Consider the following 20,054-nt stretch of genomic DNA (forward strand, 5'->3'; position numbering starts at 1 on the left):
TCGCGGTCGTCTGTGAGGTTCCAATGTTTGCCACTGCGGTAGTCATAGCAACCGTTCAGGCCTGCGACGGCGGTGAATACCAGAAGAATTGCCGCCCTTGTTGTTTTCATGGTTGACCCGCTTTTCCAATAAGGTTTTGATTGCCTGCACTCAGTTAAACCGGACATTAAAAGAGGACGGGGTTTCCAGAAAAAATAATCCGTTCCCTTTTCGGGTTTCCGATTGCGTCCACCGGTCTTTCGACGAAGTAACATAGGAAATCATGGCATTCACTTTTACCTGCGTTGTGTCCCTGGTTTTTTGGACTGTTGTTTCAGCAATCACAGGAACCAAGGAGCCTTGGGACCTGGCTAGTTATTGGACGATCATCTATCCCGCCGCGCTTGCTTTGTCAGTGATTCTTGGAGCCGTGCTAAAAAGCGCCCAGTGGTCCGCAGGCGCCATGGTAATGCTTGCTCAGATCCCGGTGATTTTAGTTACTTCTGGTGCTTCCCCGTTGCTGGCTGCCGGTATCCTGTATGCGGCTGTTCTCTCAATTCCGGCGATAACGCTATCTTGGCTCGCCGGCAAAGTGCGGCAGGCTTACACGTCATAAAGCCTTGATGGTTCTTTCTTGAGAATTGGACAAAAAAAGGGAACGGATTTATTTCCAGGAAATAAACCCGTCCCCTTTTCGCTTCTGTTTTCTATTACGGCACCGAAATCCCATACTCAGCAAGCTTGGCCGTGTTCTCTTCCTTCACGTACTTTTTTTTGACGATCTGCGAGAACTTCAGGAAATCGGCCTTGGCGTACTCCCTATCGCCCAAATGATCGTACGCGATCCCGCGCGCATAAAAGGCCCACGCAAAGTCCGGCTGGCGCTGGAGGCCGGTGCTAAACGCCTCAGCGGCTTCTCGGTACTGACCCAGGTCTGTCAGCGCGAGGCCCAGATGATAGTAGGTCGGCATGTGGAAGCCCGCCCCCTTTCCGGCTTCTCCCAAATTGTTGTCCAGGTTGTACTGCACAAGCTCAAGGGCTTTTTTCGGGTTACCCACGTCGCGATACATGGCGCTCAAGTCCAGGTTGTCGCGCGGATCAGGCTTGACCGCCAGATGCATGGATTTTTCCTTGGCGACCACGGCTTCGGGAAAACGCTTGAGGTTGCTGTAGGCGTCGGCCTGAACTGCGTAAATCAAACTTTGCAGCGAGGGGGGCAGCGTATTTTTCTGCAGGCATAAGTCACCTTCCTGCAGCACCAGCGGGTAGTTTTCGGCTTTGGACGCCTTGAACTGATTAGCGCAGTGGGCGAGGTTGGCTTTTTGCGGGTTTGGCGTTCCGGCGCATCCGGTGAGGATGAAGATGCCTGTGATCAGTGCGGGCCAGCGAGCATTCATGAAGACTTCCTTGTTAGTCGAACAAGCGAGCGTTGAGGTCAGGGCGATAGACCTGCAAGAGCGGCGCGGTCACGGTGCCTTGCAGCGAGCAGAACACCGTGGTGCGGCCTGCCAATGGCGGTGACGCGTCACCCGTGTCGACCATCAACACACGGTCTACGAAGCCAAACGGCGTGGCAACGCCGGGGCCGGTCAAGCCTTCGGTGCGCCATTGGCCGATCGGGTCACCGACGCGGCGAATTTCGGCGCGGGTGATGGCTTTGCCCTGACTGACAAAGCGTGTGTTGTCGACAATCAGCGGCTTGAGTTTTGCGGCGACCTCTTGCGGCGAGCCGTCGGCTACGAACCCCCAGAACAGAAAATTGCCCACGTCCTTCATGGTTTGGGCCTGGTTGTAATAGCCGACCATACGCACGCCGTTGACGATCAGGGGTGTGTCGAACTGTTGGTAAGTGCCACCTTCCTGCAGCGGATTCAAGATGGTCGGGGCCTTGACCGAGCCGTACTGACTCAGGCGCACGGTATTAGCCGGCAGGCGGGCGTTGCTCAGGCTCTCGAAAAAACGCGCGTCGCAACGAGAGAACTCGGTCAGCAGCTGTTCGGGCGTGGTGACGGTCTGGGTCTGGGCTTGGGCATTAGAGGCCGCGGCGACGGCGAGCAAGGCAATGCCGGAAAAGACGAAGCGGAGCATTTCAAATCATCCGTGAGATGGGAACTAAGGCTGTCGGCCCATGGGTAGCGAACTTTAGCAAAACCGGCGTGCCGGAGGTGGCCAGCTTCTTCTTTTAGCTGAAAACAGGCGTTGAACATGGGATGGCGAAATCGTCCACCGCCGTCCTGCAAGATCGTACAAGCCCTCCCACGCCGTGCGCCACTAACCTGACCACTCTCCCACATCCGAGCATCCGTCATGGTCCAGCGTTCCCCCATAAACCTCACCCAAAAAGCCTCACTCATCGATCAACAATGGAGCCCACGCTTGGTCGCCGAAATGAACGACTACCAATTCAAGGTAGTACGCATCGAGGGCGAGTTCATCTGGCACTCCCACCCCGAAACCGACGAGGCCTTCCTGGTACTGGAAGGAACGTTGCGTATCGACCTTCCAGGTGGCCCAGTTTATGTAGAGCCAGGTGAACTCTATGTGGTCCCCCGTGGCGTAGAGCACCGAACGGCCGCCGAAGGCGAAGCCAAGTTGATGATGATTGAGCCACGCGGCATTTTGAACACAGGCCATGAAGGCGGTGACCGTACCGCAGTGAATGATCAGTGGATATGAAGGCCGGCATTTATTTGAAGTGCCCACGCTGAGCCCAATAACGGCTGACCATTACCCGGTGCAACGATGACTGAGCCGCAAATACTTCAGGGATGGCGACACTTACTCCACGTATCCCATAAGCCTCTAACAACTGCCAAACGCTTCACAACAAGGGGTCTTTTTTTTCACGCGCAGAACAGTGATCATCGCCCTCCCCTAAAGCCCCAGGAACAGAGACCATGGAATTGACGCTGGAAGCGGTTGCGCTCTTTGCACTGAAGCTGGTGCACGAGACAGACGGCGGCAGTCCGGTTTTGCGGGATGATCCGGTGATGCAAGCGTATGACCGCGAGGTGTTTGGGTTGTTGGTGCGCCAGGGGGATGTAGAGACGATTCAGCTCAAAATCGATGAGTGCATCAGGCAGGCGCTGACTGCACTGGGTGGAACCGATACGGTAATGGGGCGCGAACTGCAACGACTGGCAACCGCCGTACACAATACGGACCAGCTCGACGCACTGGTCGCACCGCTAACCACCCTCAAGGACTACCTGAAAGACATCCAGTGAATCGGTGATCAGCATTCCGGCGAGATACACCATCAACACCGCCACCCCCGCATCCAGCCAGCGCCACACCACCCGCGTCCGAAACAACCCCGTCAAGCGTTGACAGCCAAGCGCCAACACTACAAACCACAATAGCGACGCGGTCATCGCCCCCGTCGCAAAGAGTGCTTGCTGGCCTGCCGGTTTAGCGGCGCCGATCGAGCCGATCAGCACGACGGTATCGAGCCACGCGTAGGGGTTGGCAAAACCCAGCACCATTGCCGCACGCAACAGCCCTTGTTGCGAATGGCCGACTTGGGTGTTCGGCATGGACTGGTCACGCAGGCAAGCCAGCAGGCGCTGTCCACCGAACCACAGCAAATAGGCCGCACCGGAAAGTAGCAAGAGCGCTACCAGATTGGGACGGCTGTCCAATAGCGAACCCAAACCTGTGATGCCTACGGCGATCAACAGCATATCGGAGACGACGCAGACGGCGACCACTCCCCAGATGGGACCACGGCTGACACCTTGGCGGATGACCAAGGTGTCTTTCGGGCCTGGGGCTGCGAACAGACCGATGCCCAGGAGCAGGCCTTCGAGGTAGAGCGCGTTGAAGTAAGGAAACATGGAATGTTCGACTCCCGACGGGAAAAGCTCGTCAGTGGCTGTTCCGGCAGATGTAAAGGAATGCAACACACACTAGGTTCGCAAGCATGTGAGAAACCGCGACACTGGATATAGCCAACCAAAAATAGGGACCTATCCATGTCCTTCACAACGTCGCCAGCTGGGAGTAAGTGTGCCTTGCTCATTACGCGTAGTGGCGAGCAGGTTGTTCTTTTTGGTGAACAAGGTGAGCAGCCTCACCGAGGACTGGGGGATCACAACCGAATATGAGTATCAAGACACGCGACACCCTCCGAGCCCTGGTCGTACGGCGCAGCCGGGAACTGGGTAAGTCCATGACAACCCTGGCCAAGGAGGCCGGCATTTCCCGGACCTACCTATATGGGCTGGCAGGCGGCGCCTCACAAGATCCGTCGGTACGCACATTGATCAAACTGGCCAAAGTGCTGCAGGTTTCCCCGCTGCTGCTGTTCCGTTACTTCGCCGATTTGGCGGGCGCTCCGGTTGACTCCAACTCAATGGCGACCACCAACCGGGCTGTAGGCCTGCGTGATTCAAGCGACATCGCCGTCTTCAACGCAGACGTCACCACGCCCGACCAGACCGTCGTGCTGCCTGGCGAAATTTTTCAGAAAACATGGGAGATCCAGAACCTCGGCACACGCCCGTGGCTGGGTCGAAAACTGGTACGCGTTGACGGTGAATATGTCATAGCCCGACGCACCGCCATGGGCGCGCCATTGGAAGTCGTGATGGACACGTACCTGCGCAGCCTTAACAACGAAACCCTCATCGCAGAAACACTGCCTGGGCAACCGATGCATATCACTGTGGAATTCGCCGCGTCCAAGGAAACCTGCGCAGTCACTTTCATCTGGCGGATCGAGGATGAACACGGGCAACCGTGCTACGCGCCTGAGTTCATTTTGCATGTGATCGTAAACGTGATGGCGCGCGGAACTACGATTATCAATTTATGCGCGTCACAACAAGCATTTGACTTTTAAACATCTCTAAACAAAGCAACAAAAAGTTTAAAAGACCTTAAACCCATGAAACATACTCACATCAAAAATATCTTTTTTGCACATCTGCGAAGTTATTCAGAGTGCAGGCAGTTTCCGCTCAACAGTTTTTATTATTGAAGTATTGGTATCGGCTAATCGCGTCATCTGCTGGAGGGTTTGATCCAGGTGCTGTACAGAATCAACATAAAGATGACAGACAAAACTGTCATCACCCGTGATTTTGTAACAGAGGACACACTCCTCAAGGTTCTTGATCAACTCCTCAATCTCTTGAAACTTTCCCGGCAATGGTTTTACCCGAACCAGTGCCTGTAGCGCATATCCTAAAGCCTGCGCATCCAGTTCGACACTGAACCCGGAAATGACCCCCGCGACCTCCAGACGTTTGAGACGCTCGCTGCAGCCGGGAGCAGACAGACCCACTTGACGACTGAGCGCTCGGATGGAGGTCCTAGAGTTTTCGTAGAGAGCCAAAATAAGGGCGCGATCAATGGGGTCCAATTTTTGAGCGCTTTTTGTAAGCTTTTTCATACGATGGGCCTTACGAAAATTAAAGAAATCACATGAAAACCTTACATACCATGGATTCATAAAAAAATAATAGATTTTTTGTAAATTGGCTCCTATTGTTTTTTCAAACGGTCACCCGCAGTACCGCCAGGCAGCAAGGCATACATTGCCTATATTTCAGTTTAAACCTTTAGAGGAATTGAAATGAATCATGCACTCGATGCTACTACTCTGCAAAAACACCACGACGACAATTTCCCTGAAGAGCGGATATTCTTACTGCGCAATGAGTTTGCCCGAAATGGATTTATAAAATTGCGGGATATCGTAGACGACACCTTGCGTCAGCGCATCACCAATGAAGTCCATGGACTTATCGACCGTCAGATTGAAAGGAGGGACTTACACCTGGCGACTACCGATAATACACCGCGATACATGAGTGTCGTTCGCAGCGAGTTTATATCGGAAAACAGCGCAATTATAAGCACTCTATCCAAAAGTGAAGTATTACTCAACACACTGTCCTTGATTGCAGATACCAATATTGTCGCTTCAGTCTCCAAGGATGAAGAATACCTGATCACCAGACAGGAGCGTAAAGGTGACACTCATGGCTGGCATTGGGGCGATTACAGTTTTGCACTGATCTGGATTATCGAGACGCCACCCATTTCCAAAGGCGGGATGCTTCAGTGCGTTCCTCACACCACGTGGGATAAATCCAATCCCAGGATTCACGAAATCCTGTGCAATAATCCGATTGCCACTTATGGCTTTACAACTGGCGATATTTATTTTCTGCGTACTGACACGACCCTCCATCGCACTATTCCACTCAATGAAGATGCCATTCGAATCATTCTTAACATGACATGGGCAGATGAAAAATACCTCGACAGAAACCTGCACGGTAATGATCGGTGGTGGGAGAACCAACATGCTGAGGCTGCTAAAAGCCTGACTTGAAACATAGCCTTCTGATTATCCATAAGCCCCACAGGATTAAGATATGCACGATGCCCAATGCCTTCAGAACGCCAGCGTGTTATTAAAACAAGCTCAGTCACACTCCGCCATGGCCGACCTGGTAAGAGCCGCCGTTACACGAAATGAGCAGTGGCGTGGGCAACAGTGCATCAACCTTGTGGCAGCTGAGTCACCGACCAGCCCGTCCGTGCGCGCACTCCTTTCCAGTGAAGTGGGAACACGCGCATCGGGCGGGCATATCGGCCGGGACAATCGTTTTTTTTCAGGGATGAAGAATATCGATGAACTGGAATCGTTGTGTGTGGAACTCCTGAAGATGACATTTGATGCCAAGTACGCCGACCATAGACTGATGGGTGGGATGGCAGCGGTACTTGCTGCTTACACTGCACTGACTCGACCCGAAGACAACGTCATGACGGTGCCAGTGATAAGGGGTGGAGATACTAGCAACAGGACAAATGGTCCTCCGGGCGTCAGAGGGCTGAAAGTCTGGGACATTCCGTTTATCCACAAAACCGGCGAGATCGACCTTAATCGGTTTAGTGAGATTGCCCATGATCTGAAACCAGCTGTAATCGGACTAGGAATGACGCTCACGCTGTTTGCGCTTCCTATCAAGGACATAAAAGGTATCGTTTCGCCCTGGGGTGGGAAAGTGTATTTCGACGCTGCCCATCAACTCGGCCTGATCAGTTCTGGTCTATTTCAAAATCCCCTCGAAGAAGGAGCGGACTTGATGACTGGATCTTCCGGAAAAACATTCAGTGGCCCACAAGGAGGGATTATTGCCTGGAACGATCCCGAATTGACAGCGCCCATCAACACGGCGATTTTCCCTACTCTGACTGGCAGCCACCAAATCAATCGCGTGGCCGCGCTCGCCGTGGCGGCAACCGAATTGCTGGAGTACGGGACCGTCTACATGGCGCAGGTGGTTCGCAACGCCCAAGCACTTGCAAGCTCTCTTGATAAGCTAGGGGTAACGGCGTTTTATCGGGAGCAAGGCTATACCCAAACTCATCAGATTGTTATTGATTCAAAACCTTTTGATTGCGGTCGCGATGCTGTCCAACGCCTAGAGGCAGCCAATATCATTGCCAATGAAATGCCCCTACCCTGGGATATCGACCCTTACAAAGAAACAGGTATTCGATTAGGCACCGTTGAAGTGACTCGCCTGGGAATGAAAGAGATAGAAATGGAGTGGATCGCCGAGAAGATTGCAAAGATTTTACTACACCGGGAAGACCCGATGGCGGTGGCAAATAGTGTAATCGATTTCATGAAGAATTATAGAACGGTGTACTACTGTCACGAACATGGATTACCCCACTAGCCGCTGTTATTCGCGTACTCAGGAAACGTAAATGCCCGAAACTCTATTTTCTATTTATCAGGCGACGCTGACATTCGCCATTGCCGCCATCGCGCTTCTCGCCAGTCCCGGTCCGGCCACCCTGGCCCTGGCTGCGAGTGGCGCCGCCTATGGCATGAAGCGCTCTATTCAATTTTTCGTGGGTATTACCGTGGGATTGGTCATCGCCATGGCAGTAGTCTCCACGGGGCTGTATGTCTTTGTGCACAGTTTTCCCTTATTGGGCGTTGGTCTCGCTGGAGTATCCATTCTTTACATTCTTTATCTGGCTTATACCATTGCTGCGGCCCCCCGATTAACGATGAGCAAACAGCGGTAAGTCCAGGGCTGGGTGCGGGTTTTGTGCTGGGTGTAGCAAACATTAAAGCGTACGCTGCCTTTGCTGCGTTACTAGGCAGTTTTACGTTAGGTGTTACGCCAACATGGGAGCTGTTTACCAAGGCGTCTATCTGTCTATTGGTTTGCGTGATATTCGATTTTTTCTGGCTTTTTGCGGGGAGCAAGCTCCGTAAATTATTCATTCACCCCACTTGGAGCCGAATACTTAACGTCAGCTTCGCGGTGCTAATGGTCGCGACGGTAGCGTGGTCATTTATGCTGACGGATTAACTCTATAGATAAACCAGAAAAATACAGTATGATCGTTTTCTAAGGAGGATTTCCGCATGCTAGCTACCCTTTCCGCCCTTTTACTACTATTAATAATACCCGGCCCCACTAACACGCTATTGTTCCGTGCAGGGGTGCTGTATGGGTTCAGCGTGTCGCAGCGCCTTGCCTTTATCGAATCTCTTGCTTATCTGATTCAGGTATCGCTGTGGGGATTCACATTACTCTACCTATCGGCATACTCTCCTTTGACCGTGAAAATCGTCCAATTTAGCGCAGCATGCTATCTCCTTTATATTTCTTATAAGCTGTGGCAACGCGAAAACAGCATAACCAACACAGCCAAGGATCGGTTCTCCGGGCCTTATTTTTTCCTGCTGACATTGATGAATCCTAAAGGCCTTCTGACCGTTTCATTTATTGCTCCAATTCATACCTTCACTGAGTTGGAGAGCTACGTAGAATTCATGGCGGCTCTCTTGTTGGTGACTATTTCGGTGGGATCTGCCTGGATATTTTTTGGTGCTCGATTTAAAGGCTTCCATCAAACGCGGTTTACCACTCTGAAGATCAACCGGGTCACGTCTGTCACCCTCTTTTGTTTTGCCTCAACGCTTATTGGTCGCCTGGCCGGTTCGGTTTTGAACTAAGATTTTTTCCGTTTCTCGTACGCTGCTTCTACCATTCAAAGCCACCTACCCCACCGTCAAAACGTATACTTGAAACTCGTCATAAAGTTACGCGGCGCCCCATAGCCTACCGCCGCCCTTCCACTGCCATCCGCACCGCCAACCCCATCAACACCGACCCCATCAGCAAGCGCTGCACCACCTGCCACCCCGGCCGTGTAACGAAGAACACTGCGATGGACCCCGCCAGCGTGGCAATCACCGCATTCACGCTCACGCTGATGAGAATCTGCGTGAAACCCAGCACCAGGGATTGCATCAGCACGCTGCCGTGGCCGTTCGGGTCGATGAACTGCGGCAGTAACGACAGGTACATCACCGCCACCTTGGGGTTCAGCAGGTTGGTCACCATGCCCATGGTGAATAGTTTGCGCGGGCTGTCCTGGGGCAGGCGCTGCACCTGGAACGGCGAGCGGGCACCCGGTTTGATCGCCTGCCAGGCCAGATAAACCAGGTACAGCGCCCCGCCAAAGCGCAGGGCGTCGTACGCAAAGGGCACCGCCATCACCAACGCCGTAATGCCCAAGGCCGCGCAGAGCATATAAACCAAAAAGCCCAATGCAACGCCGCCCAGGGAAATAAACCCGGCGGTGCGCCCCTGGCAAATCGAGCGCGAAATGAGATAAATCATGTTCGGGCCGGGCGTCAGCACCATGCCGAGTGATATCAGCGCATAGGCAAGCCAGCTGGACAGTTCAGGCATGGTCGGGCTCCCGAAATATGTGGTCAACGTTGCAGGGTTGGACGCCATGGTAGGGCGTTCAAAATGTGCGCGTCAGATACAGATTCGTGATCAAAACGTCATACACCGACCACACCGTTCACCCAGGGGCAGGCACATGATTGACTTCAATAACAAAGGCTTCTTCAAGCTCAAACAAAACAACGAGTACGCCGAACGCGTGGCTTCATTGCTGCTGGATGGCGAAGAGGTAGTGGACGCGTACAAGGCCATGCGCGACGGCGTGGTGTTCACCACCAAGCGCATCATTGCGGTGAACGTGCAGGGGATTACCGGCAGCAAGAAGGATTTCACGTCGCTGCCCTATAAGAACATCGTGGCGTATTCGGTGGAAACGTCGGGGACGTTTGATCTGGATTCGGAGTTGGAGATTTGCTTTTCGTCGCTGGGAAAGGTGAAATTCGAGTTCACCGGCAAGACGTCGATTGTGGAAATTTCACGGTTGATTTCCAAACATCTGCTGGGCTAAACCACTGGCGCGATTCAACCCATGTACACCGCTCAACCTGTAAGAGCTGGCTTGCCTGCGAAGGCCATGGGTATCTACACAACTTTGGCGTAGCTTGAACCTGTGGCGAGGGAGCTTGCTCCCGTGACGGCTCGGGAGCCAAAGACTATTCTTCTGGTGCCCGAGACCTAAGTGTGGGAGGGGGCTTGCCCCCGATGGCGATAAGTCATTAGCAGATGCATTTACTGAGACTCCCTCGTCGGGGCATAGGTATCTACCCACGATGCGAAGCGAGCCGCTCTTGATCTTAGGCGCCCCGTTAAACCACGCTGGCCGGAATTCAACAGTGTTTTTTTTTGGGGGGGGCAAACCGGCAGTGATTTGGGGGAGCGCCGTCAGGGCGCAATCCTAAGCCGCCGTTACCGCAGCAACGGATATGTTTTCGCCCTGATCCAGCATTCAGGTCGGCTGTCAGGCCGCCATCGGGAGCAAGCCCCCTCCCACATTTAGCTCGCGGGGCATCAGTTAGGTAGTCGTCGGCTGCAGAACCGTCACAGGTTCAGAGCCGTGCCAATTTGTGTAGATACCTATGCTGCGAGGCGCCAGCCCAAACGCCGCCAGACTCCCCACTTACGCCTCAGCAGTTCGCGCCAGGAATGGCTTCACTCAACTGACTTTTCCCACGTAGGCCATCGAACAAAGCCAATATCAGCGGCAGATTCTCCCCCGTAGGCTCACTCCCTCGCACAAGGAAGTGAGCCGGTCATGTCAGAACGTTTTTATCCACCGACTGAAGAACAGCTACGCAGGCAACGAATCCTGACCCCGCAACCGTCACGCGTGCCCTATTCGCCAGCGATTATTCCATTCGAGCCATCTCCTGCCCCTACGCCAGTCACACCTCCCGGCTGCGTCTTCATCAAGCCCTGCCAATTGCCTGACGGCTTCACCCGTTACGCTGACTCCACCGGTTATGTCCCGCTGGAGTTGGTCAAGGAGTACGCGCATTTAAGCCTGTTGGGCGGGCGCGAGGTGGACGGGCGAGGAGCGGTGGCCTTGCGCAAGATCGGCGGGAGCGCATTGCCCACTGGTTTGGGGCAGTTGGCGTTGCGTTCGGCGGCTTGGGAGTCGGCGGTGACTGCCGCCGGCTCTGTCGCTGGTGGTCTGTTGACGGGGTTGGTGGCGCTTGCTTGGCCTTCTGAACTGGGTGATAGCGCGCTCTACAGCGAAGAACAGCTGCGCTCGATGGCGCAGGCGCGGTCGCAGATGCGTTTGCATATCGAGCAACGCGAGGACGGTACGCTCAAGGGGTATGGGTTTTACACCGGCAACCATCCGAACTGGCAGATGATCGATGTGGTGCAGTTCCAAAGCCGTGGCGATCAGTTTGTGGCGGATTTGGGCGAGGGCGTTGAGCTGATCTGGACGCCTGCGGTTGATCCGGGGGACACGCTGGGTATTCCTGCATTGGAAGCGGCGCCGCAAGCGCCAGTGATCTGGATTTACCCGCCGACGGAGAAGGCGGCGCAGATTCTGGTGAACCCAGTTTATCCGCCGGAGTATCGGGATTTTATTCTGGTGTTTCCGGCGGAGTCGGGGGTTCGGCCGTTGTATGTGGTGGTTAATGAGCCAAGGAAGGGGCTAAGAAGCCCAGATCATGATTACTTCCCTGCGCCCGAAACCGCAGACATAACAGGCTTCCCTGGTTTAATTCCCCAAAAGCCTGTGACACGAAGAAAAGGCGGAGCGGGCTTACGTGAACGATGGATAGACGCAAAAGGAAGGAAAATACTTGAATGGGATTCCAAGAAAGGCGAGCTGGAAGTCTATCGAAACAGTGATTTAGAACACCTCGGTGCCTTTGACCCCTATACCGCCGAACGCCGAGGACCGGCTGACCCAAAACGCCGAATTTACCGATAAAGAGGAACATGGAAAATGGTGATGAAAATCAGACTGCGGTGGTACGAAAAACACAGTAATAACTTGAAGGCGGATGAGTATTCAGCGGATATCGAGGACTCAGACAGCATTCTCAAAGCGTTGGGTTTAGGCGAGGAAACCGCGATATATGCCGATGTATTCAATGTGCTGCCTAACTGGATAACGATTATTCAGCCATATTTCCAGCACATGATCGAACCCGACCACCTCGACTACCAAATTTCCTTCCGTTACCAAGGCGCGTGGCCACCGCCTCCAAATCAACCTAAGACGGGGTCTTGATGCAATGAGACTTCCACTGCAAAAGCCTCTGCTCTATCGCTCAGTCAACACCCGAACCCATGGCGTGCGCCATGGGAGTTGCTGTGCTCACAGATATGAACGACACAGCAAAAGCGAAAAGCGAGCGCTATCAACCCGTGGTTCAATGCACAGCCATCAAAGACACGGGTTCGATTACACCCCCCTATTCCGGTTCCTCCTGTCCAAAGTCGGCCACCCCTGGAGCAAGGTTTTCAGCGAAGCCAACGCCCGCCTGGATCGTCCGGAGCCGGTGTTCTGGATGGTTGCGCTGCATGAAAGTGACAAGCAGGAATACGTGAGTACGGGCGAGAATAGCTACTACAGCGGCTTGTGGGTGGACGAGGCTGGTCTGTTGCAAAAGGTCAACCCACAGCTGACGCCCGAGCACATGAAACCCTTCTGCGACTGCTGCACCCAAACGTTCAACGGCGTGGTGTTCGCACAGGCTTCACCGCGCGAACGGTAGGCAGTCGGGCACGACAGCTTCCAAAGGTGTTCCGCCTTGCCTCAGCGATCACTTGGACTGAAACGTCTCCAAATACGCCAATATATTCTCAATCTTCTCCTGATCACTGATCCCCCAAAAAATCATCCGCGTGCCGCTCACCACTTTCTTCGGCGCTTCGATGTAGGCGGCAAGTTTGTCGCGGGTCCAGACCACGCCTGAGTTTTTCATCGCGTCGGAATACTGATAATCCGTAGTAGTGCCCGCTGGCCGGCCGATGATGCCGTTGAGCTGCGGTCCGAACCCGCCGCGTGCGCCTTCGCCCACACTGTGGCAGCCACCGCAAGTCTTGGTGAAGAGCTTGCCGCCCGCCTCGGCATCGCCGGCAGCAAAGGCCCCGTGTGTGTTGAAGATCAGGGCAAGGGTCAACCAGGCGTACTTCATCAGAGGGCTCCGCATCGAGTGTTGCCGACAATTATGCCCGTTTAAATGGCCGTTTCCCCAGCCGCTTTACGATAACCGTGCGGGCCTGTGCTATGAACCGGCGCCCCCCCAGCCACGTTCCTGCAGACCACCAAACGACCACCCATCGTTTAAAAAACATCCAATCGAACCTATATGCCCCGCCTCCACTCCACCCTACTGAACCCTGATGGTGGAGTAAGGATCATGGCTCAGCCATCGATTTTAGTATTGGAAGACGACGAGATCATTCGGGCGTTGATGGTGGATGTGCTGGAGGACTTCGGCGCATTGGTAAAGTCGTTCCCTTCGGCGGATGAAGGGATGATTTATCTGGAGCGGGGCGATGACCCCGTGGACCTGATTGTCAGTGATATTCAGATGCCCGGCTTGCTCAATGGTTATGACTTGAGCCGAGTGGTGGCGCATCGTTGGCCAGAGGTTCAGGTGGTGCTGACGTCCGGCAACACCACGATAGCGTCGCAACTGGGTGGCTCTGTGCGGTTTTTGCCCAAACCCTGGAGTACCGACCACTTGCTTGAGTGCGTGCAAAAAGCATTGACCCAGCAAGGTTCGTCTGTGCATTAATAGCGCGGCGATATCATTCAACCCGAACTTCGTGCCAAGGCCTGTGGTCGTTTTACCTACAAGGAGTGACTTTTCTGATCTGATGGCCAGCCTTTTCGCTTGTTGCGTAAGCTGACGACAATGAATTGTGTAGAATCGTCGCCCATTTTCATGCGTCATTCATGGCCGAGAGGCCCACAGTTCGAGCTCATTAATGCACTCAGAAGCCCATGACGTTGGTGCGCCATCCTTGTTGGAAACGTTGCGCACAGGCACCGGGCTGTTGCATGTCGCGCTGGAAAAGCGCCTGCCGTTTTTTTCCGAGCGCCTGGATACAGACTGGTACCGGCGCTTGCTCCAGGCCTACTACGGTTTCTATCAGCCGATGGAAGCGGCGCTGTATGACGGCCGCCTGATTCCCCATGGATATGACGCCGCATTGCGTACGAAAACGCCGACGCTGTTCAGTGATCTCCGCGCCCTCGACCTGAATGAGCACACCATCAGCACCCTGCCCCGTTGCACCCGACTCCCGCCCCTGGACACACCCGCTGCCTGCCTTGGCGCCTTGTATGTGCTGGAAGGCGCGACCCTCGGTGGGCAAGTGTTGCGCCGCGAAATAGCCCTGCGCCTGGGGATCGATGCCGACAACGGCGGTGCGTTTCTCGATATTTATGGCGCCGAGACCGGCCGACGCTGGAAAGAGTTTCTCGACTACCTGGGTCGCCTGCCGCTGGACACAACAGCCAGGGCTCGCGCAGTAATGGCCGCCCGCTCCACATTCAGCGGCTTTGAGCAATGGCTCGACAGCCAGGAGGTACTGCTATGAAACCTGAAGATTTTGAAGAGCTGCTTGCCAACTGCGCCGACGAGCCCATTCGCTTTCCCGGAGCGATCCAGCCTCACGGTGTGCTGCTGACATTGTCGGAACCCGGCCTGGATATCATCCAGGTCAGCACCAACGTCGCCAGCTTGTTCGGCCATGCGCCCAAAGCGCTGCTCGGCCAGCCGCTGCACAGCTTGATCGGCGCAGAGCACGCCCAGGCGGTGCAGGTCATGGCACAAACCGACACGTTCTTCGACATGCCACCGTTGCACGTCACGCTCAATGGCGCAGCGTTCGAAGGCTTGCTGCACCGCCACCAGAACGTGCTGGTGCTGGAGTTCGAACCGCGGCTCAAGGATTTTCGCCCACGCGCACTGAACGGTCGCACCAGTAACCTGGGCAAGATGTTGCAACGCTTGCAGGCGGCGAAAACCCTGCAAGCGCTGTACGAAATCAGCGTGAATGAAATCCAGGCCATGACCGGTTATGACCGCGTGCTCATTTACCGCTTCGAAGACGAAGGCCACGGCCAGGTAATTGCCGAAGCGTCAGCGCCGTCCATGGAGCTGTTCAACGGGTTGTTTTTCCCTGCCTCCGACATCCCGGAACAGGCCCGCGAGCTGTATCGCACCAACTGGCTGCGCATCATCCCCAACGCGGCCTACGAGCCAGTGCCGTTGCTGCCCAAGCTGCGCCCAGACACCGGCGAGCCGCTGGATTTGAGCTTCGCCACCCTGCGCAGCGTGTCGCCGATTCACTGCCAATACATGAAGAATATGGGCGTACTGTCGTCCATGAGCATCTCGTTGATGAAGGGCGACACGCTATGGGGCCTGATCAGCTGCGGCAACCGCGAGCCGCTGCTGGTGCCGAACGAGTTGCGCACCGCCTGCCAGACCATCGGCCAAGTGCTGTCGTTGCAGATCAGCGCCATGGAGACCCTGGAACTGAGCCGTCAACGCGAGGAAAAAGTTCAGGCGCTGGCACTTCTCGATCAAGCGCTGAAGGCCTCGCCGGACAGCGTGTTCGACGGCCTTGCCCAACAAAGTCAGTTGCTGATGGAGCTGACAGAGGCAGGCGGCGTGGCGATCATCGAGGGCAAGCAATTGCATTGCTACGGCCACTGCCCGGAACCGGCGCAGATCCGCGCACTGCACAAGTGGCTGCAAGAGCGCGACGAACCGGTATTCGCCAGCCACAACCTGGCCTCGGTATACCCGCCGGCCGCCGAGTTCCAGCAGTTGGCCAGCGGCGTCCTGGCCATGCAGCTGCCCAAGCCTGTGGACAACGGTGTGCTGTGGTTCCGCCCGGAGGTGAAGGAAAACATCCACTGGAGCGGTGACCCACAAAAGCCCCTGGACCTGGAAAGCTCCCACGCTGGCCTGCACCTTCGCCCACGCACCTCGTTTGAAGTGTGGAAAGTGGTCATGGCGGGCATTTCCACCAAGTGGAGCCATGGCGACCTGTTCGCCGCCAACGACCTGCGCCGCTCGGCCCTGGAAAACGACCTGGCACGCCAGGTAAAGCGTGAGCAGCAGGCCGTGCGGGCGCGTGATGACCTGGTGGCCGTGGTATCTCACGACCTGCGTAACCCGATGACCGTCATCTCCATGCTCTGCGGCATGATGCGAAAAGCGTTCAGCTCCGAGGGCCCACACACCTCGCGACGCATCTCCTCGGCTATCGACACCATGCAACAGGCGGCCGGGCGCATGAACACACTGCTGGAGGATCTGCTCGACACCTCGAAAATCGAGGCCGGACGCTATGTCGTCAAACCTGTGGCGCTGGAGGTAAGCCATATGTTCGATGAGGCTTATTCGCTGCTCGCACCGTTGGCGCTGGAAAAAGGCATCGACCTGTCGTTCAACGCCGAGCCCGGCCTGCTGATCAATGCCGACCCGGAGCGCTTGTTCCAGGTGTTGTCGAACCTGATCGGCAACGCCATCAAGTTCACCCCGCGCCTGGGCAATATCGGCGTCAGCGCCATGAGCAACGGTGCAGAAATCGTGTTCTCGGTGCGCGACTCCGGTGAAGGCATTGCACCGGAGCAGTTGCCTCACGTGTTCGAGCGCTACTGGACAAATACCGAAAACAACCCCACCGGCAGCGGTTTGGGGTTGTACATCACCCAAGGCATCGTCCAGGCCCATGGCGGCGAAATTGTTGCCGAAAGTGAGGTGGGCCGGGGCAGTGAGTTCCGGTTTACCCTGCCCAGGGTGATTGAAGTCTCGCCTACCTGATACGTCTTGTGAATGTCATACCGGCAATATCACCACGGCTTCCAACCCACCCCCCTGGCGCTCGGCCAGGGTCAGGGTACCGCCATGTTCCAACACGATTGCTCGTGCGGTAGAGAGCCCAAGCCCTACGCCGCCGGTGCTTTTGTTGCGTGACCCCTCCAGGCGATAGAACGGCAGGAATACTTCCTCCCGATGCGCTGCGGGAATGCCCGGGCCACGGTCCAGCACGCGAATCACCACCGTATCCTGCTTGTGCTGCAACTCGATTTCCGGCGCCGCACCGTAGTGGATCGCATTGTCCATCAGGTTGGTCATCACGCGTTTGAGGCCCAGGGGCCGGCCGAAATACACCAGACGTGGCGGCCCGTTAAACGTGAAGTCGATGGCCTGGTCGCGATAATCGTCGATCAGGGTCTGCAGCAACTCCGCCAGGTCCAGTTGTGTGGCCTGTTCCAGGCGCGCGTCATCGCGGAAAAATTCCAGGGCGGTGTTGATCATGGCCTGCATTTCGTCCACGTCGCGAAACAGTCGCTGTTGCTGGTCGCTATCCTCGATGAACTCACCGCGCAGGCGCAGGCGGGTCAGCGGCGCGCGCAGGTCGTGGGAGATGGCGGCAAGCATTTGGGTACGGTCCTGGATGAAGTGGCGCAACTGCGCCTGCATGCTGTTGAAGGCAAGAATCGCCTGGCGGATTTCGTGAGGCCCCACCGGCTCGATCGGCGGCGCGCGAAAGTCGCTGCCAAAACGCCGCGCACCTCGGGCGAAGTGTTGCAGCGGGTGGGCCAGGCGTCGGGTCGCGACCAGGGTGACCAAGGCGGTGGAGACCAGCACCAGCAGCGCCACAATCAGGCTGCGCACACCATCGTCCAGGCCCCAGCTGCGTGTACCGGTGCTGAACATCAGCCAGGATCGGTCGGTCAGTTGCATCAACAGTACGTACTGGCCGTTGCCGTCGGGCCAGTCGGCAGGTTCATAGGCCTCCATGGGGCGCGTCGGGCCTTCAAGCAGGTGCTTGAACACCTGCTCGCCCGTGTTGAAATCCGGGTCAGCCAGCACCGGCAGATTAAACGCCGCCCGCTGCGCCGCCCACGTCACCCTGAAGGACCCATCCCCTATCACCTGGGCAAGTCGCGCTCGCTGCGCCGGTTCGGACGCCTCGATCACGCGCACCACCACCGCCACTTTTTCCAGCAGGCCGGTTTCAGCCAACGGCGGCCTGGCCCATACCCCCGCCAGTTGCACGAACAAGGCATTGAATCCCAGCGCGGTGATCATTGCGACCAGCACGGTCAGCGCGATCCAGCGCGCCACCGTGTCGCGCGGACGCTGGATCATGAACGGGTCACGCTGGCGGTGAATTGATAGCCGCCATTGCGCACGGTGCGGATCATCGCCGGGCGCTTGGTATCGAATTCCAGCTTGCGGCGCAGGCGGCTCACCTGCACGTCGATGCTGCGGTCAAAGGCATCATGGCTATGGCCGCGCGCCAGGTTCAACAACTGTTCACGGGTGAGCACGCGTTGCGGGTGTTCGAGAAACACCAGCAGCAGATCGAACTCGCCGGACGACAGCGGAATCATCACCTGGTCGGGCGAGCGCAACTCGCGGCGCATAACGTCCAGTTGCCAGCCGGCAAAACGGATCAGCGGGCGCGCGGCCTCCCCCATCGGCGGCCGGCTTTCACCCGCCCGGCGCAATACCGCACGCACCCTGGCGAGCAGTTCGCGGGCATCGAAGGGTTTGCTCAGGTAATCGTCGGCGCCCATTTCCAGGCCCACCACGCGGTCGCTGAGTTCACCCATGGCCGTGAGCATGATCACCGGCGTAGCGTATTGCTGGCGCAGGCGCTGGCACAGCAGCAGGCCGTTGTCGCCGGGGAGCATCAGGTCGAGGATAATCAGGTCGGCAGGCTGGCGCTCCATGGCGGCCCACAGCTCAGCGCCACTGGCCGCGGTCTCTACCGAATAGCCATGGCGCAGGAAAAATTTCTTCAGCAGGGCGAGGACTTCAAGGTCATCGTCGACGATTAACAGGTTGCTCACCGGCAGGCTTCACTGGACTGGGTCAAGGCGCCATCTAAAACTATTCGACGCGCTCCGTCATATATTTCAATCGTGCAATAAAGCGTCAGCAACGCAATAAAGCAGACATCTTTGCGCAAGGCGGCAATGCCAGCATCGGCCTCCCTTTTGCGGAGACTGTGCCCATGCACGCGTTGACCAACCCACGGCACCTGGCCCGCCACGCCGTGCTGTTACTGACTATGTCTTACCTGGCGGGCTGTGCGAGCCCTCCACCCGTGACACCCACCACCCGCTGCGCGCAGGTGAACAATCCGGTGTATGACCCTGCCGAACCGGTCAACCGCGGGGTATTTGCGTTCAACCGTGCTGTGGATAACTACGCCCTGGCGCCTGTGGCGCGCGGTTACCGTTACCTGCCGGAATTTTTCCAGGCGGGTGTGCATAACTTCGCGAGCAACTTCAGTGAGCCGCAGGTGTTTATCAACGACCTGCTGCAAGGCAACCCGCGGCGCTCGGTCAACACCCTGGGGCGCTTCGCCGTGAACACCACGGTGGGCGTGGTGGGGCTGTTCGATGTGTCGGATCGCCTGGGCATCCCACGCCATACAGCCGACTTCGGCCAGACATTCGGCGTATGGGGCGTGGGCAATGGCCCCATTGTCGAACTGCCACTGCTGGGCACCCACAACAGCCGGGATGCGGCGGGCAAAGTCTTGAGCTTCCTGGTTTCGCCATTGGGCGACAGCGATACGGTGCAGACCCTGGGCACCATCAGCCTGGTCGGCGGTACTGTCGACACCCGCGCATCGCTGTTGCCGCTCACCGACAGCCTGCAAAAACTCCCGGACTACTACAGCGCGTTGCGTAATGTGGTGGCGGAACATCGCGCGGCCTTTGTGCGGGAGGGCGAGGAAGGCGCGACATCTGCGGGAATGGACAACTGCGCTAACCGCCCTGCGGATGACTTCTGAAGACGCTCTTCAGCCACAGTCATATCTTGCAGCAGTGCGTTTATAGCAGCCTCGCTTCTG

At 56.3% G+C, this 20,054-nt stretch carries 24 protein-coding genes; 16 read left to right on the plus strand and 8 right to left on the minus strand.

What is annotated here, in order from left to right; genetic code table 11:
- Positions 1 to 262: 262 nt before the first annotated feature.
- Positions 263 to 595 carry a hypothetical protein gene (locus C4J90_RS21605; RefSeq protein WP_124420776.1) on the plus strand — a complete coding sequence of 111 codons (333 nt, stop codon included), beginning with the start codon at positions 263 to 265 and terminating at the stop codon, positions 593 to 595.
- A gap of 94 nt (positions 596 to 689) precedes the next feature.
- Here the strand turns inward: C4J90_RS21605 and C4J90_RS21610 are convergent, their stop codons facing one another.
- Positions 690 to 1,376 (minus strand): tetratricopeptide repeat protein, encoded by a 687-nt coding sequence (locus tag C4J90_RS21610; RefSeq protein ID WP_124420777.1) that lies wholly within the window; start codon positions 1,374 to 1,376, stop codon positions 690 to 692.
- A gap of 13 nt (positions 1,377 to 1,389) precedes the next feature.
- Complete coding sequence (locus tag C4J90_RS21615) at positions 1,390 to 2,067, minus strand: hypothetical protein (RefSeq protein ID WP_124420778.1); 678 nt, start codon at positions 2,065 to 2,067, stop codon at positions 1,390 to 1,392.
- Between the two features lie 219 nt (positions 2,068 to 2,286).
- Between C4J90_RS21615 and C4J90_RS21620 the strand changes: the two genes are divergently transcribed.
- On the plus strand, positions 2,287 to 2,655 hold the full coding sequence (locus C4J90_RS21620; RefSeq protein WP_124420779.1) for a cupin domain-containing protein: 369 nt from the start codon (positions 2,287 to 2,289) through the stop codon (positions 2,653 to 2,655).
- Positions 2,656 to 2,876: 221 nt separating this feature from the next.
- Positions 2,877 to 3,206 carry a hypothetical protein gene (locus C4J90_RS21625; protein ID WP_124415550.1) on the plus strand — a complete coding sequence of 110 codons (330 nt, stop codon included), beginning with the start codon at positions 2,877 to 2,879 and terminating at the stop codon, positions 3,204 to 3,206.
- Here the strand turns inward: C4J90_RS21625 and C4J90_RS21630 are convergent.
- Positions 3,168 to 3,815 (minus strand): LysE/ArgO family amino acid transporter, encoded by a 648-nt coding sequence (locus C4J90_RS21630; protein WP_124420780.1) that lies wholly within the window; start codon positions 3,813 to 3,815, stop codon positions 3,168 to 3,170. The two genes, C4J90_RS21625 and C4J90_RS21630, sit on opposite strands and share 39 nt — an antisense overlap.
- 266 nt (positions 3,816 to 4,081) lie before the next feature.
- Here C4J90_RS21630 and C4J90_RS21635 point away from each other — a divergent pair, with 266 nt between their 5' ends.
- The gene (locus C4J90_RS21635; RefSeq protein WP_124420781.1) at positions 4,082 to 4,822 is read left to right on the plus strand and encodes an NBR1-Ig-like domain-containing protein; all 741 of its coding nucleotides are present in this window, start codon (positions 4,082 to 4,084) and stop codon (positions 4,820 to 4,822) included.
- 96 nt (positions 4,823 to 4,918) lie between these two features.
- Here the strand turns inward: C4J90_RS21635 and C4J90_RS21640 are convergent, their stop codons facing one another.
- Positions 4,919 to 5,374, minus strand: a complete 456-nt coding sequence (locus C4J90_RS21640; RefSeq protein WP_124364312.1) for an Lrp/AsnC family transcriptional regulator — start codon at positions 5,372 to 5,374, stop codon at positions 4,919 to 4,921.
- Between the two features lie 183 nt (positions 5,375 to 5,557).
- Between C4J90_RS21640 and C4J90_RS21645 the strand changes: the two genes are divergently transcribed.
- The 4 genes from C4J90_RS21645 (at position 5,558) to C4J90_RS21660 (ending at position 8,980) form a co-directional block, all read left to right on the plus strand.
- Positions 5,558 to 6,322 carry an ArpA protein gene (locus C4J90_RS21645; RefSeq protein WP_124364313.1) on the plus strand — a complete coding sequence of 255 codons (765 nt, stop codon included), beginning with the start codon at positions 5,558 to 5,560 and terminating at the stop codon, positions 6,320 to 6,322.
- A 43-nt stretch (positions 6,323 to 6,365) separates the two neighbouring features.
- Positions 6,366 to 7,682, plus strand: coding sequence for a serine hydroxymethyltransferase (gene glyA / locus C4J90_RS21650; RefSeq protein WP_124364314.1), 1,317 nt, complete (start codon positions 6,366 to 6,368; stop codon positions 7,680 to 7,682).
- Between the two features lie 31 nt (positions 7,683 to 7,713).
- Positions 7,714 to 8,040, plus strand: coding sequence for a LysE family transporter (locus C4J90_RS27240; protein ID WP_256658885.1), 327 nt, complete (start codon positions 7,714 to 7,716; stop codon positions 8,038 to 8,040).
- A 346-nt stretch (positions 8,041 to 8,386) separates the two neighbouring features.
- Positions 8,387 to 8,980: a LysE family translocator gene (locus C4J90_RS21660; RefSeq protein WP_124364315.1), complete on the plus strand. Its 594-nt coding sequence runs from the start codon at positions 8,387 to 8,389 to the stop codon at positions 8,978 to 8,980.
- A gap of 106 nt (positions 8,981 to 9,086) precedes the next feature.
- Here C4J90_RS21660 and C4J90_RS21665 read toward each other — a convergent pair whose 3' ends face one another.
- On the minus strand, positions 9,087 to 9,722 hold the full coding sequence (locus C4J90_RS21665) for a LysE family translocator (protein WP_124420782.1): 636 nt from the start codon (positions 9,720 to 9,722) through the stop codon (positions 9,087 to 9,089).
- Between the two features lie 136 nt (positions 9,723 to 9,858).
- On the opposite strand from C4J90_RS21665, the gene C4J90_RS21670 reads away from it, so the two are divergent.
- From C4J90_RS21670 to C4J90_RS21685, 4 genes are all read left to right on the plus strand, one after another.
- A complete protein-coding gene (locus C4J90_RS21670; protein WP_124420783.1) occupies positions 9,859 to 10,230 on the plus strand; it encodes a PH domain-containing protein in 372 nt (123 codons plus the stop codon).
- Between the two features lie 744 nt (positions 10,231 to 10,974).
- Entirely contained in the window at positions 10,975 to 12,132 is a 1,158-nt protein-coding gene (locus C4J90_RS21675) for an S-type pyocin domain-containing protein (RefSeq protein WP_124420784.1), read from the plus strand.
- Positions 12,133 to 12,147: 15 nt separating this feature from the next.
- Positions 12,148 to 12,435, plus strand: coding sequence for a colicin E3-like toxin immunity protein (locus C4J90_RS21680; protein WP_124415556.1), 288 nt, complete (start codon positions 12,148 to 12,150; stop codon positions 12,433 to 12,435).
- Positions 12,436 to 12,580: 145 nt separating this feature from the next.
- Positions 12,581 to 12,922, plus strand: a complete 342-nt coding sequence (locus C4J90_RS21685; RefSeq protein ID WP_305955582.1) for a hypothetical protein — start codon at positions 12,581 to 12,583, stop codon at positions 12,920 to 12,922.
- A 48-nt stretch (positions 12,923 to 12,970) separates the two neighbouring features.
- Here C4J90_RS21685 and C4J90_RS21690 read toward each other — a convergent pair whose 3' ends face one another.
- Positions 12,971 to 13,345, minus strand: coding sequence for a cytochrome c family protein (locus tag C4J90_RS21690; protein ID WP_124364321.1), 375 nt, complete (start codon positions 13,343 to 13,345; stop codon positions 12,971 to 12,973).
- A 225-nt stretch (positions 13,346 to 13,570) separates the two neighbouring features.
- Here C4J90_RS21690 and C4J90_RS21695 point away from each other — a divergent pair, with 225 nt between their 5' ends.
- The 3 genes from C4J90_RS21695 to C4J90_RS21705 all read left to right on the plus strand — a co-directional run bounded on the left by C4J90_RS21695 (position 13,571) and on the right by C4J90_RS21705 (position 16,999).
- A complete protein-coding gene (locus tag C4J90_RS21695; protein WP_124364322.1) occupies positions 13,571 to 13,951 on the plus strand; it encodes a response regulator in 381 nt (126 codons plus the stop codon).
- A 193-nt stretch (positions 13,952 to 14,144) separates the two neighbouring features.
- The gene (locus tag C4J90_RS21700; protein ID WP_124420786.1) at positions 14,145 to 14,759 is read left to right on the plus strand and encodes a biliverdin-producing heme oxygenase; all 615 of its coding nucleotides are present in this window, start codon (positions 14,145 to 14,147) and stop codon (positions 14,757 to 14,759) included.
- Positions 14,756 to 16,999 carry an ATP-binding protein gene (locus tag C4J90_RS21705; RefSeq protein ID WP_124420787.1) on the plus strand — a complete coding sequence of 748 codons (2,244 nt, stop codon included), beginning with the start codon at positions 14,756 to 14,758 and terminating at the stop codon, positions 16,997 to 16,999. Before C4J90_RS21700 ends, C4J90_RS21705 begins: the two co-directional genes overlap by 4 nt.
- A 15-nt stretch (positions 17,000 to 17,014) precedes the next feature.
- Here C4J90_RS21705 and C4J90_RS21710 read toward each other — a convergent pair whose 3' ends face one another.
- Complete coding sequence (locus tag C4J90_RS21710) at positions 17,015 to 18,334, minus strand: cell wall metabolism sensor histidine kinase WalK (protein ID WP_124364325.1); 1,320 nt, start codon at positions 18,332 to 18,334, stop codon at positions 17,015 to 17,017.
- Entirely contained in the window at positions 18,331 to 19,041 is a 711-nt protein-coding gene (locus C4J90_RS21715) for a response regulator (protein ID WP_124364326.1), read from the minus strand. The genes C4J90_RS21710 and C4J90_RS21715 overlap by 4 nt, the downstream gene beginning before the upstream one ends.
- Positions 19,042 to 19,205: 164 nt before the next feature.
- Here C4J90_RS21715 and C4J90_RS21720 point away from each other — a divergent pair, with 164 nt between their 5' ends.
- Positions 19,206 to 19,994, plus strand: coding sequence for a VacJ family lipoprotein (locus C4J90_RS21720; protein WP_124420788.1), 789 nt, complete (start codon positions 19,206 to 19,208; stop codon positions 19,992 to 19,994).
- Positions 19,995 to 20,054 lie beyond the last annotated feature (60 nt).

It is taken from the genome of Pseudomonas sp. R2-60-08W (genome assembly GCF_003852335.1).
Classification (GTDB): domain Bacteria; phylum Pseudomonadota; class Gammaproteobacteria; order Pseudomonadales; family Pseudomonadaceae; genus Aquipseudomonas.